The sequence below is a fragment of the Micromonospora acroterricola genome (assembly GCF_003172955.1).
Classification (GTDB): domain Bacteria; phylum Actinomycetota; class Actinomycetes; order Mycobacteriales; family Micromonosporaceae; genus Micromonospora; species Micromonospora acroterricola.
The window spans coordinates 1-13,658 of sequence record NZ_QGKR01000099.1 but is presented as its reverse complement, the minus strand read 5'-3'; the positions used below and the strand labels follow the sequence as shown (position 1 = coordinate 13,658).

The 13,658-nt window shown below is 70.7% G+C and carries 5 protein-coding genes and 1 pseudogene; 4 read left to right on the top strand and 2 right to left on the bottom strand.

Translation table 11 applies throughout. The features are described from left to right. Positions 1-350: cellulose binding domain-containing protein (locus tag DKT68_RS02955; protein WP_201748873.1), on the top strand; the 350-nt coding region annotated here is incomplete at its 5' end. An 88-nt stretch (positions 351-438) separates the two neighbouring features. Here DKT68_RS02955 and asnB read toward each other — a convergent pair. Beyond that, positions 439-2,400 (bottom strand): asparagine synthase (glutamine-hydrolyzing), encoded by a 1,962-nt coding sequence (asnB, locus tag DKT68_RS02950; RefSeq protein WP_109815893.1) that lies wholly within the window; start codon positions 2,398-2,400, stop codon positions 439-441. A 133-nt stretch (positions 2,401-2,533) separates the two neighbouring features. Here asnB and DKT68_RS02945 point away from each other — a divergent pair, with 133 nt between their 5' ends. The 3 genes from DKT68_RS02945 (at position 2,534) to DKT68_RS02935 (ending at position 8,155) form a co-directional block, all read left to right on the top strand. Then, positions 2,534-4,015, top strand: a complete 1,482-nt coding sequence (locus tag DKT68_RS02945; RefSeq protein ID WP_109815892.1) for an aminopeptidase P family protein — start codon at positions 2,534-2,536, stop codon at positions 4,013-4,015. A gap of 297 nt (positions 4,016-4,312) precedes the next feature. Next, a complete protein-coding gene (locus DKT68_RS02940) occupies positions 4,313-6,205 on the top strand; it encodes a hypothetical protein (RefSeq protein WP_109815891.1) in 1,893 nt (630 codons plus the stop codon). A 300-nt stretch (positions 6,206-6,505) separates the two neighbouring features. Then, on the top strand, positions 6,506-8,155 hold the full coding sequence (locus DKT68_RS02935) for a hypothetical protein (RefSeq protein WP_109815890.1): 1,650 nt from the start codon (positions 6,506-6,508) through the stop codon (positions 8,153-8,155). A gap of 103 nt (positions 8,156-8,258) precedes the next feature. Here DKT68_RS02935 and pulA read toward each other — a convergent pair. Then, positions 8,259-13,626 (bottom strand): annotated as a pseudogene (gene pulA, locus DKT68_RS02930) (pullulanase-type alpha-1,6-glucosidase). Positions 13,627-13,658 lie beyond the last annotated feature (32 nt).

Below are 13,658 nucleotides of genomic sequence, written 5' to 3'. Positions count from 1 at the left end.
CCGCCATGCAGTCACCGCCGAACCCGACCACCCCGCCACCGTCCGGCGGTGACTGCATGGCGGTCTACAAGGTGGTCAGCGCCTGGCAGGGCGGCTTCCAGGGCGAAGTCATGATCATGAACCACGGCAGTACGCCGTTCGCCGGCTGGACGGCGAGCTGGACCTGGCCCAGCGGGCAGACGATCAGTCAGGTGTGGAACGCCACCCAGACCTCGTCCGGCTCGTCGGTGACAGCGACGAACGTCGCGCACAACGGCACGGTCGCACCGGAGGGCACCACGACCTTCGGCTTCCTGGCGAACACGACAGGCACCAACACCCTCCCCACGGTCACCTGCGCCCGCCGCTGACCCCCTGGCTGGAAACGATCAAGAGGTTTGCGTCACCGGAGCGACTCCGGATGACGCAAACCTCTTGATCAACAGAGGTCGACGAGGGTCAGCGGACCATCGAGCCGACGACCGGCTTGGTGAGCAGGGCGGACTGGTTGCGCTGGATGCCCGGGTCGAGGGTCTTGGCCACGAAGATGGCGTGCCAGATGCAGAAGATCAGCACCGTCCACACCTTGCGGGAGTGGTCGGCCTCCTCCCGCTTGTGCTCGTCGAGCAGCCGCAGCGCGTACGACAGGTCGAGCAGGTCACCGGCGCCCGAGGTGCTCAGCACGTGCCGGGCCCACTCGTACATCTCGCCGCGCAGCCAGACCCGGGTGGGGGTCGGGAAGCCCAGCTTCTTGCGGTTGACGATGGCCGGCGGGACGACGCCCTGCAACGCCTGGCGCATCGCGTACTTCGTGGCGTCGGAGCGCGGCGGCAGCTTGAGGTCCACCGGGATCTTCGCCGCGACGTCGAACACCGCCCGGTCGAGGAACGGCACCCGCACCTCCAGCGAGTGGGACATCGAGATCCGGTCGGCCTTGACCAGGATGTCGCCGCGCAGCCAGGTGTAGAGGTCGACGTACTGCATCTTGGTGACGTCGTCAAGCTCCGTGCACTCCGCGTAGATCGGGGCGGTGACGTCGGTGTAGCGCACCGAGGGGTCGTAGCGGCGCATCAGCTGCTGCTTCTCCTCCTCGGTGAACATCCGGGCGTTGCCGTAGTAGCGCTCCTCGATCGGGGTGGTGCCACGCTCCAGGAAGCTCTTGCCCTTGACACCCTGCGGGATCGCCTTGGAGACCGCCCGCAGCCCCTTCTGCACCCCGCCGGGCAGGCCGTTGACGGTGCCCAGCGACAGCGGCTCCCGGTAGATCGTGTAGCCGCCGAAGAACTCGTCGGCGCCCTCGCCGGAGAGCACCACCGTGACGTGCTCGGCGGCCTTCTTCGCCACGAAGTAGAGCGGCACCAGCGCCGGGTCGGCCACCGGGTCGTCGAGGTGCCAGACGATCTTCGGCAGCGCGTCGATCATGTCCTGCGGACCGATCTTCGTGGGGATGGTCGTGACGTCCAGGTGCCGGGCCGAGTCCTGGGCGACGTCGATCTCCGAGTATCCCGGCACGTCGTAGCCGACCGTGAAGGTGAGGATGTTCGGGTTGAACTCCCGGGCCAGCGCGACCACCGCCGTGGAGTCGATACCGCTGGACAGGAACGACCCGACCGGCACGTCGGAGCGCATGTGCATGCGCACGCTCTCGCGCAGCGTCTCCCGGATCTCGTGGTACAGCTTCTGCTCGTCGTCGACCGGCGCCGGCCGGAACACCGGCCGGTACCACCGCCGGACGTCGATCCGCCCGCCCGGGGTCCAGGTCAGGTACTCCCCGGAGCCGATCCGGTTGATGCCCTTGTGCAGGGTGCCGGGCTCGGGGACGTACTGCAGGGTCAGGTAGTGGCTGAGGTTGGCCGCGTCGACGCCAGCGTCGCCCTGGTAGCTGCTGTGCGCGAACGGCAGCAGCGCCTTCTTCTCCGAGGCCAGGTAGAGCCCGTCGGCGGTCTCCAGGTAGTGCATCGGCTTGATGCCGAAGTAGTCACGGGCGCCGAACGCACGGCGCTCCTGCCGGTCCCAGATGACGAACGCGAACATGCCGCGCAACCGGGTGAGCACCTGCTCGCCCCAGAAGTGGTAGCCGGCGACGATCACCTCACCGTCGCCGGCGGTGGCGAACTGGGCGCCGAAGTTCCGCACCAGCTCGTCGCGCAGCTCGATGTAGTTGTAGATCTCACCGTTGAAGGTGAGCAGGTAACGGCCGTTCGCGTAGGGCAGCGGCTCGTGACTCGACGCGACGTCGATGATGGCGAGCCGCTTGTGGGCGAACACTCCGTCCGCGTACCGGCCGGAGGCGTCGCCGACCACCTCGACCCCTGTCTCGTCGGGGCCGCGGTGGTGCAGGCATTCCAACGCTCCGGCGATGTGGTCGCGGTGCGCGGCGGCGTTGCCGTTCGCGCTGAAGAAGGCCAGGAGTCCGCACATGGTGGTCATCTTCCCACGCGTGCCCTGGGCCCGTCGCAGCCGTCCGTCGATCCGGAGCGCTCCCGGCCGGCGCCACCGGGAACCGGGCGCGCGGTACCGTCGGGACCAGCAACGACACGGAGGGAGCGGCGCAATGACCGAGGGACGCACCGACGGTACGCCGACGGACGGCACGGAATCGCACGATCCGGACTTTCCGGAGGCGTTCCTGTCCTTCATGCGGCAGGGCTGGCGGGACAGCGCGCTTCCGGTCGCGCCCCGACCGGAGGCGCCCAACTACGCCAAGCGGCGGGCCGCGCTCTCGGCGGCCTTCCCGGGCGAGACGCTGGTGATCCCGACCGGCACCGAGAAGGTCCGGGCCAACGACACCGCGTACCCGTTCCGGCCCGGCAGCGACTTCGCCTACCTGACCGGTGACCACGACCCGGACAGCGTCCTGGTGCTGCGCCCGAACGGCTCCGGGCACGACGCCACGCTGTACATGCGGCCCCGCTCGTCCCGGGAGACCGACGAGTTCTTCCGCAGCCGACACGGCGAGCTGTGGGTGGGCCGGCGGCACACGCTCGGCGAGAAGTCCACCGAGCTGGGCCTGCCCACCGCCGACCTGACCGGCCTGGAGGCGACGCTCGCCGACCTGGCGCCGGGGCGGACCAGGGTGCTGCGCGGCTTCGACGCCCAGGTGGACGCGGCGGTCCGCCCGTACGACGGCGTCCGCGCCGAGGGGCAGCCGCCCCGCGACCGGGAGCTGGCGATCGCCATCTCGGAGCAGAAGCTGGTCAAGGACGAGTGGGAGATCGGCCAGCTCCAGGACGCGATCGACGCCACGGTGCGCGGCTTCGAGGACGTGGCCCGGATCCTGCCGGCCGACCGCGCCGTCTCGGAGCGGCTGCTGGAGGGGATCTTCGCGCTGCGGGCCCGGCACGACGGCAACGACGTCGGGTACGGCTCGATCGTCGGCGCCGGCGAGCACGCCACGATCCTGCACTGGGTGCACAACCACGGCGCCACTCGACCGGGTGAGCTGCTGCTGATGGACATGGGTGTCGAGGGGGCCAACCTCTACACCGCCGACGTGACCCGGGTGCTGCCGGTCAGCGGGCGGTTCACCGCCCTGCAGCGCCAGGTCTACGACATCGTGTACGCCTCGCAGCAGGCCGGCATCGAGGCGATCCGCCCCGGGGTGAAGTTCAAGGACATCCACCTCACCTGTATGCGGGTGCTGGCCGAGGGCCTGGCCGAGCTGGGCCTGCTGCCGGTGAGCGTGGACGAGGCGATGGACGAGAAGTCCTCGGTCTACCGCCGGTGGACGCTGCACGGCTTCGGCCACATGCTCGGCATCGACGTGCACGACTGCTCGAACGCCCGCAAGGAGACGTACCGCGACGGCACGCTGGGCGAGGGCTACGTGCTCACCGTCGAGCCGGGGCTGTACTTCCAGCCGGAGGACGAGCTGGTCCCCGCCGAGCTGCGTGGCGTCGGCGTGCGGATTGAGGACGACGTGCTGGTCACCGCGACCGGCGCGGTGAACCTGTCGGCCGGTCTGCCGCGCACCGCTGACGAGGTGGAGACCTGGCTCGCCGAGCAGCGCGAGGCAGGTCCGCGCCTGCCCGGCTGACCGCAGCACCGGCACGACCCACGGCGGGCCCCGCCGCCGGGCCGCGACGTTTCGACGTCCGCGCGTCTGGCGACGGGGTCCGTCGGCGTTTGTGCTGGTCACGCCTTTCCTGTCAGCCCGGCCCCTTCGCCGGCTCCTGCGCCGACGTGAGGCGAATGCGTGCTTATCTCGGATAAGTCCGCATCGCGAGGATGGTTCTCATACGGTGGGGATCAGAGGCTGCAACCCATTTGTAGCTGGTCGCGCGCCCTGGGCGGTGCGATCCCGTCTGGTAGCAGGAAAGGGCGGAAGGCTCTGATGTCCAACGACGTAACGAGTACCGACGGCGGGGCCTCGACGGCTCCGCCGACACGACGACGGCGGGCGCTCTGGGTCGCCGGCGTGGCCGGGCTGACCGGCGTGGTCGGCCTGGCGGCCCTCGGCGGCGTGGCCGCCCGGGACGACAAGCCCAGCTCCGGCCGCGTGTCCGACGCGCAGCCGTCGACCAACCGGCAGAACGTCAGCGACGCCGGTGGCGCGGGCGACAACGCCGACGGCGCCGAGGGGAACAGCGGCGAGGACCCGGGTGACGAGTGGAGCGGCGACGACTGGAGCGGCTTCGACGACCGGCAGGGCAACGATGACAAGGGCGACGACAAGGGCGACGGCAAGGGCGACGACAAGCGGGACGAGAAGGACCGCGACAAGCAGGTCCCCTGCGACACCGACAAGCTGATCCAGGCGATCACGTTCGCCAACAACGACAACGGCGGCGTGCTGCAGTTGGCCAAGGGCTGCACCTACAACCTGACCCGCAACGACTACGAGGGCAACGGTCTGCCGGTGATCACCGAGCACATCACCCTCAAGGGCGAGCACACCACCATCGGCCGCGACGCCACCGCCGACTACTTCCGGATCCTGAACGTCGGCCCCGGCGGGTACCTCACCCTCAAGGGCCTGAGCATCAAGGGTGGCCAGACCCTTCAGCGGCAGATGACCGTGGACCCGGCGACGGTCTGGGCGCCGTACTCGCCCTCGGTCCGCGCCACCTCGGCGGCCGAGCAGGCGAAGCCGGCCACCGCGGCGGCGGCCAAGCCGGGCGCGGCGGCCAAGACCGCGGCCAAGCCGGCGGCCAAGACCCCAGCGAAGCCGGCGGCCAAGCCGGCAGCGGCAGCCAAGACCGCAGCCAAGCCGGCGACCACGGCAGCAGCCAAGGCGGCAGCCGCGACGGCCAAGCCAGCAGCGGCAGCCAAGGCGGCGGCCACGGTGGCCAAGCCGGCAGCCGCGGCGGCGAAGCCGGCGGCGGCCGGACCCGCGGCGGTGCCGCTGGTGGAGGAGCCCGGGTTCAACGACGGCGCCGGGGTGCTGGTGCAGCCCGGTGGCCGGGCGGAGATCCTGGACAGCGAACTGCTGTACAACCAGTCCGGCGGCAACGGCGGCGGGCTGGCGAACTTCGGCAACACCAGGCTCAGCAAGACCACCGTGGCGCACAACACCGCCTTCTTCTTCGGCGGCGGCATCTTCAACGCCGGGGTGCTCCAGGTCGACGAGTCGAAGATCAAGGACAACAACGCGATCATCGGTGGCGGCGGCATCGCCAACGGCGCCGCGGAGATCTTCACCGACGACGTCGAGGGCGGGTCGGTCTGGGTCTACAAGAGCGAGGTCTCCGCCAACCGGACCCTCGGCTTCGGCGGCGGCGTCCTGGACGTCGAGGGAACCACGACCCTGCACGAGACGACGGTCAGCGACAACACCGCGCTGCTCGCCGGCGGTGGCGTCGCGGTGGCTGACAGCCAGCTCACCCTCAAGCACGCCACGGTGGCCAGCAACAGCACGGCCGGCGTGGGTGGCGGCCTGGCGGTGGCCTTCGACAGCACCGCGACCGTGGAGAACAGCTGGATCAAGGACAACACGGCCGGGTTCTTCGGCGCCGGCCTCTTCAACGAGGACAGCGTCACCACCCTGCGCGACAGCGAGGTGGTGGGCAACCGGGCCGTCGGTCCGTTCGCCCGCGGCGGCGGCATCTTCAACACCGACGGGGGTGAGGTCACCCTCCACCGGACGAAGGTGGCGCACAACTTCGCCACCCTCCCGCCCGGGGGCATCTTCAACGGCCTCGGCAGCACCGTGACCCTGGACGACAAGTCCGCGGTCACCGCCAACCGCCCGACCAACTGCTTCAACGTTCCGGACTGCTTCGCCTGACCGGTGGGGCTGATCCACATAGAGGGTGCGCCCCTCCGAGCCGCTGATGGCACGGAGGGGCGTACCCGTTTGTGCAGGTCATGGAGGTCGACGGCCGGGTTGGGCGGGCGCGTGCCCGCGCGGGGCGTCCGGGCCACCCCGGACGGGACATGAACCGAATGTGGGCTTCTTTCGGATAAGCCCCCGAGGCGAGGAACCTTCTCATACGGTGTTTTTGGGAGCTACAACCGATTTGTAGCAGGGGACGCCCGCCTGAGGGCGGCGACCCTGTCTGGTACGAGGAGAGGGCAGAGAGCTCCGATGTCCAACTACCTAACGAACAACGAAGCCTCCGGGCAGGCGACGGCCAAGCGCCGCCGCAAGCTCTGGCTCGCCAGTGGCGTAGCCGGATTGACGGGCGTGATCAGTCTCGCGGCGGTTGGCGTCGCGGGCAGCGCCGGCGCGGTCGGCCTGAACTGGAACACCGCGCAGGTCAGCAAGGACGGCGACCACCGCGGCGACGAGGGTCGCGAGTGGGAGAAGGACCGGAACGACGACCGGAACAAGGACAAGGACCGGGACAAGGACAAGGACAAGGAAGAGCGCGGGAAGGAGGTGCCCTGCGACACCGACAAGCTGATTCAGGCGATCACGTTCGCCAACAGCAGGCACGGCGGTGTGCTGGAGCTGGCCAAGGGCTGCACCTACAACCTGACCCGCAACGACTTCGAGGGCAACGGCCTTCCGGTGATCACCGAGCGGATCACGCTCAAGGGTGAGCACACGACGATCACCCGGGACGCCACGGCCGACTACTTCCGGATCCTCAACGTCGGCAGCGGCGGACACCTCACGGTGAAGGGCCTGACCATCAAGGGCGGCCAGACCCTCGAACTGTTCAACGGGGTCCAGCCGGCAGACGTCTGGGCGGCCTACTCGGACTCCGAGGCGATCGCGGCGCAGGTCAAGGCCGGCGTCCCGCTGAACCAGGCGCTCACCACCCGGCAGGCCAACCCGAAGGCGGGGCTGAAGGCGGCCCCGAAGGTCACGCCGAAGGCCCCGACCGGTGCCGTGACGCCGCTCGTCGAGGAGCCGGATGAGAACGACGGCGCCGGCATCCTGGTCCAGCCGGGCGGCACCGCCGAGATCCTGGAGTCCGAGGTCACGCTCAACCAGTCGGGCGGCAACGGCGGTGGCGTGGCCAACTTCGGTACCACGAAGATCTGGAAGAGCACCATCTCCCGCAACACCGCCTTCTTCTTCGGCGGCGGCATCTTCAACGCCGGCCTGCTCAAGGTCGAGGAGTCGAAGATCAAGGACAACACCGCCATCATCGGCGGTGGCGGTATCTCGAACGGCGCCGCGGAGATCTTCACCGATGACGTCGACGGCGGGACCGTCGAGATCAAGAAGAGCGAGATCAGCGACAACGAGACCCTCGGCTTCGGCGGTGGCCTCCTCGACATCGAGGGCAACACCACCGCGTACGAGACCAAGTTCGTCTCGAACACCGCGGTCCTCGCGGGCGGCGGCATCGCCGCGGCGGAGAGCCAGATGAACCTGCACAACGTCACGGTGGAGAAGAACAGCACCGCCGGCGTCGGTGGTGGCCTGGCCATCGCCTTCGACAGCGCGGTCACCGTCGAGAAGAGCTCCATCAAGGACAACACCGCCGGCTTCTTCGGCGGCGGGGTCTTCAACGTGGACAGCGTCCTCACCCTGCGCGACAGCGAGGTCGTCGGGAACCGGGCCATCGGCCCGATCGGGGTCGGCGGCGGCATCTTCAACATCTTCGGCGAGGTCAACCTGTCGAAGACGAAGGTCGCGCACAACTTCTCCACCTTCGCTCCGGGCGGTGTCTTCAGCTTCGGCGGAGAGGTGAACGTGGACGACAAGTCCGCGATCACCGCGAACCGTCCGACGAACTGCCTGGCCATCCCGGGCGGCACCATCGAGAACTGCTTCGCCTGATCACCCTCGGGTGACGTGCGGCCGGGAACGGCGGCACGACGGCCAGCAGAGCACCGGCCCCCTTCCGCACCACGCGGAAGGGGGCCGGTTCACGTGCGGCCTGCTACTTCTGCACGAAGACCGCCACGCTGCGCGCCGGCACCCGGAACGTGCCGCTCGCCGTGTCGAACGACGCGGTCCGCAGCACCGGGTCCGCGGAGTCCCGCAGCACCGGGTGCAGCGTGACGTCCGCCCCGCGCAGCCCGGCGACCTGCTGCGTCGCGGCCTGCGGAGTGGCGTTGAAGACCACCGTGACCGAACGCCACCGCCGGTCCAGGCCCCGACCGTCGAGGGTCATGGTGAGCACCCCCGGCGTCTCCTGCGCCCCGGACAGCGGGAACGCCACCCGCTGCTGCACCTGCTCGGCGGTGCCCAGCCCGAACACCGGCGACGACGCCCGGATGCGCAGCAGCTCGGCGTACCGGGCGTCGGTGGTGTTGATCGCCGCGCAGTCCGGCACCAGCGCCGGATCGGCCAGCAGCGGCTTCGCGTACGACCACTTGTCCTCGTTGTCCTGCGCCGGCGGCAGACCGGCGCCGAACCCGTTGCCACGCTCGCAGCCCCACCGGATCTGGTTGAACCAGTCACCGGAGTTGTACGAGTTGCGGTCCAGCGACTTCGACCGCAGCCGCTCGGTGCCGGCGGTGACGAACCCGGTGCCCTGCCCCAGCACCACCGTGCCCAGCGCCAGCACCTGCATCCGGGAGCGGTCCGCCGCGGCGGTGGCCTGCGGCAGCTTGTACGCCAGCGCGTCGTACAGGATCTCGTTGTCGTGCGCGTCGACGTAGGTGACGGCCTCGCCCGGCGCGGCGGTGTAGCCGGCCGGCGAGCCGTTGTAGTCGACCTGCCCGCCGGTGACCTCGCGCCCGGCCGAGTCGGTGAACCGGTACCCGCGCAGGTTGCCGGTGAGCCCCACCTTGATCAGGTCGTGGGCGTGCAGCAACCGGGCCTTCTGTTCGGCCGGTGACCCGTTGACCGGGTCGCCGTTCGGGTCGGTGTAGAGCCCGGAGGCGAAGCCCTGCACCCGGGGGTTGGCGTCGAACGGCCCGCCTCCGCGTACCGCGTCGCGCAGCCGGTCGTTGAAGGTGCCGATACCGGTGCCGGCCATGTTGGCCTGGGTGGCCTGCACGAACCGGGCGTCGTTGGCGACCTCGCCGAAGTTCCAGCCCTCGCCGTAGAGCAGGATCGCCCTGCCGTCCACCCCGTCGCGGGCGACGGTCAGCCGGTCCAGCGCCTTCCGCACGGCCAGGATGTTCGCCTTCGGGTGGTGACCCATCAGGTCGAACCGGAAACCGTCCACCCTGTACTGCCGGGCCCAGGTGACCAGCGAGTCGACCACCAGCTTGCCCATCATGGCGTGCTCGGGGGCGGTGTTGGCGCAGCAGGTGGAGTTGGCGACCGTGCCGTCCTCCAGCAGCCGCTGGTAGTAGCCGGGCACGATCTGGTCCAGCACCGACTTGTCGTCGACGCCGGCCGCCGAGGTGTGGTTGTAGACCACGTCCATGACCACCCGCAGGCCGGCGTCGTTCACGCCGGCCACCATCCGCCGGAACTCGGTGGTCCGCGCCGCGCCGGTCGGGTCGACCGCGTAGCCACCCTCCGGCACGGTGTAGTGCAGCGGGTCGTAGCCCCAGTTGTAGCCGTCGGTCTCGGCGACCGCCGCCACGCACCTCTGCTGCTGGTCGGAGTCCGGCGGCAGCGCCGCCAGGTCACACGCCGGCTGGCGCTGGTCGGCCCGCTTCTCCGGGATGGTCGCGAAGTCGAACGCCGGCAGCAGGTGCAGGTGGGTGACACCCGCGTCGCCGAGCGCCCTGAGGTGGGTCATGCCGGCGGTCTTCGGGTCGGTGAAGGCGAGGAACGTGCCCCTCCGCTCGGCCGGCACGGTTTCGTCGGCGATGGAGAAGTCCCGCACCGACAGCTCGGAGACCTGCGCCTTCGCCGCCGGCACCGGGGCCGGCTTGCGCAGCGACCGCCAGCCCGCCGGTGCGAGCGCCGGGTCGTTCAGGTCGACCAGCTGGCTGTGCGTGGAGTCCGCCGACAGGGCCACCGAGTACGGGTCGGTCACCGAGGCGGTGACCAGCCGCTGGGCCGCCGGCTGCCACGCCCGCACCTCGTACCGGTAGTACTTCCCGGTCCAGGCGTGGCTGCCGCGCGCCGACCAGACGCCGGTGCGGTCGTCGCGACGCATCGGCACCGTCTTCGGCGGGGCGGTGGGCGAGTCGAACAGCTGCAACGCGACCGTCCGGGCGGTCGGCGCCCAGAGCGCCAGGCTCGGCGTACGGCCGGCGAACGTCGGCCCGAGGGTGGCGTCGGTGGCCCGGGCGTACACGTCGTCGAGCACGCCCGGGATCTGCACGCCGGTCGCGGCGAGCAGGGCACCCTCGGCGTCGCGCTCGGTGACCAGCAACTGCCCGCGCAGCGCCGCCGGCACCTTCGCCAGGTCACCCCGGTCCAGGGTGAAGCCACGGTACGACCACAGGTGCGGGAACGTCGTGCGCTGGGCCTCGGTGAGCCCGTTGCGCTGCGCCCGCAGCGGCAGCGTGGTGTACGTGCCGGTCAGCTCCCCGTCGACCACGCTCACCCCGCCGGTCGGTGCGGTGACCAGCGCGTACGTCCTGCCGTCGGTCGGGCCGGTCTGCCACGCCACGGTGGACCGGTCGATCCAGTGCGCCTTCTGCTTGGCGATGTCGGTGTCCCGGCCGGCGCTGGTCGACGTCGACGGCAGCAACCGGCCCGGGGTGGCGGCGAGCAGCCACACCTCCCGGCCGGCACTGGCGATGTCGAGCCGCTGGTCGTCGGGCAGGTCCTTGGTGTCGCCGCGGTGGATGATGTAGTTCAGCCCGGTCGCCCCGGCCGCCAGCGGCACCCGGAACACCGCCCCGAACGCGTCGACGGAGGTCGGCTCCAGCGGGGCGGACCACTCGGTCGGGTTGGCGGCGCCGTCCCACAGGTGCAGGCCCCAGCCGTCGTAGTTGCCGTCGGCCCGCCGATAGTGGATCACCGCGGTGCCCTCCTCGACCGGCGGGTCGGGTTCACCGGTGGCCGCCTGCCGGGTCGGGTAGATCGTCGCGTCGCCCTGCTTGAGCCAGACCTCGCCGGTCCGCGTGACGTCGATGCTGCGGTCCTGGGCGACGTCCTTCGTTCCGTCGGAGTCGACCACCACGAAGCCCACCGACTTCGCGCCCGGCTTGAGCTTCACCCAGGCGAACCGCCCGTAGGAGTCCTCCCCGGCGAACGGCTGCCCCTTCGGCCACTCGGTGACGTACGCCGGGTCGATGTCACCCCAGGCGTACAACCCCCAGTCGTCGTACCCACCGGCGGGGCGCTGGTAGTGCACCACCGCCCACTCCCGGGACCCGCCCTGCTCGGGCGTGCCCACGATGGCGGTCGAGCGGGCGGTCGCGGTGCGGCCGCGACCGTCGCAGACCACCGCCTTGTACTCGACCCTGGTGCCTCCGGCCAGCCCGGTCAGGTCGTGGTGCACCGTGTACGGCGCGTGGTCGGCGCTGCCCAGCAGCGTCCACCGGCCGCCGTCGACCCGGGCCGCGACGGCGACGGTCGCCAGCGGGTCCCCCGTCACCTGGGTGGTGACCGCGGCCCGGGTGGCGACCAGCGCGTCCGGGGCGGGAGTGGTGATGGCGATGGACGGTTTGGCGGCCGGCTGCGCGATGGGCGTGCCGGCCCGGTGCACCACCGCCGACAGCGGCGGCACGGTCAGTGTCAGCCTGCCGTCGGCGCCGGCCTGCGTGGTGGCGCCGTCGCCGTAGATGCCGGTGAACGTGGCGCCGGCCGACCAGGTGTCCACGGTGACAGTCTGCGCGATGTCGGCGTTGTTCACGGCCACCACGTACTCGGTGCGGTCGGCGGGGGCGATCCGGGAGGCGGCGAAGACGCCAGGGCCGTCGGCGGCGTACCGGGTGACCTGCACGCCGTCGCGCAGCGCCGGATGCGCCTGGCGCAGCCTGCCCAGCTCGGCGATCGTCCGGTACAGGGGGTGGGTGGCGTCGAACTGGTCACTGGCGTGGGTGCGGTCGGTGCCGAGCAGGTCGTCGTCGAGGTAGTCGGCGACCGACGAGGCGAACATGTCCTGCCGGGCGTCCTTGTCACCGCCCGGGGCCGGTGAAGCCCTGCTCGTCACCGGAGTAGATCACCGGCTGGCCGCGGGTGAGGAACATCAACTGGTGCGCGAGCTGGTCGCGGCGCAGGTGACTGCCCGGGTCGGTGCCACCGCCGGCGATGAACGAGCCGATCCGGCCCATGTCGTGGTTGCCGAGGAACGTCGTCAGCCGGCCCGCGTCGGTGTCCCGGGCGGCATACAGGTCGTCGCGGGCGTACACGTCGGCCAGTGCCTTCGCCGAGCCCGCGCCGGCGGTGTAGCCGCGCGCGGCCTCCTGGAACGCGAAGTCGAGCGTGGCCGGCAGGCCGCCCTGCCGGACGTAGCTGGAGCTGATCTCCGGGTCGGCGCTGTACACCTCGCCGAACATGAAGAAGTCCTTCTTGCCGGCGCGCTCGGCGGCCCGCTCGATGCCCCGGCTGAACTGCGGCCAGAAGTCCATGTTGACGTGCTTGACGGTGTCCAGCCGGAACCCGTCGACGCCGGTCGCGCCAATCCAGTCCCCGTACGCCTTGGTCAGACCCGCCACCACCTCGGGACGCTCGGTCCACAGGTCGTCGAGCCCGAAGAAGTCGCCGTACTCGCTGTTCTCCCCGGCGAACGTGGAGTCGCCCCGGTTGTGGTACATCGTGGCGTCGTTCAGCCAGGCCGGCACCTTGACCGTGGCGTCCCTCGGCTCGGCGAACGTCGGGGTGTACGGGAACGAGGTGTCGTTCACCCGTGGGAAGGCGCGGGTGCCGTCGGCGTAGTTGCGGTCCTCGAACGCTCTCCCCTGCGCGTCGGTGTACGGCGAGGTCGCCTTGTCCACGTAGGCGTACCTGTCCTCGGCGTACCTGATGACGTCGGCGGTGTGGTTGACGATCACATCGAGGTAGATCTTGATGCCACGCTGGTGCGCGAGCTGGACCAGCCGCTTCATCTCCTCGTTCGTTCCGAAGTGCGGGTCCACCTGCGTGAAGTCGGTGATCCAGTAGCCGTGGTAGCCGGCCGACACGTCGCTGCCGGCACCCTGCACCGGCCGGTTCTTGAAGACCGGGGCGAGCCAGATGGCGGTGGTGCCCAACCCCTGGATGTAGTCGAATTTGTCGATGACGCCCTTGAGGTCGCCACCGTGGTAGAAGCCCTTGTCGGTCGGGTCGAGGCCGGTGCGCAGCCGGTCGCCGGCGAGGCCGCCCCGGTCGTTGCGCCGGTCGCCGTTGGCGAACCGGTCCGGCAGGACGAAGTAGAACTGCTCGGCGCGCGCGGCGTCGGTGCCCGCCTTCAGCAGCGCCTCGGCGGTGGGCTCGTCGCGCCACTGCGCCGCGCCGGCGGGGGCCAGCGCGCCGGTGCCGGACGGGCGGGGGTCGGTGG

Excerpts from the sequence above, each read along its gene's own strand:
- DKT68_RS02945 (WP_109815892.1), top strand. The coding sequence starts at position 2,534 with ATGACCGAGGGACGCACCGACGGTACGCCGACGGACGGCACGGAATCG.
- DKT68_RS02940 (WP_109815891.1), top strand. The coding sequence starts at position 4,313 with ATGTCCAACGACGTAACGAGTACCGACGGCGGGGCCTCGACGGCTCCG.
- DKT68_RS02935 (WP_109815890.1), top strand. The coding sequence starts at position 6,506 with ATGTCCAACTACCTAACGAACAACGAAGCCTCCGGGCAGGCGACGGCC.
- asnB (WP_109815893.1), bottom strand. The coding sequence starts at position 2,400 with ATGTGCGGACTCCTGGCCTTCTTCAGCGCGAACGGCAACGCCGCCGCG.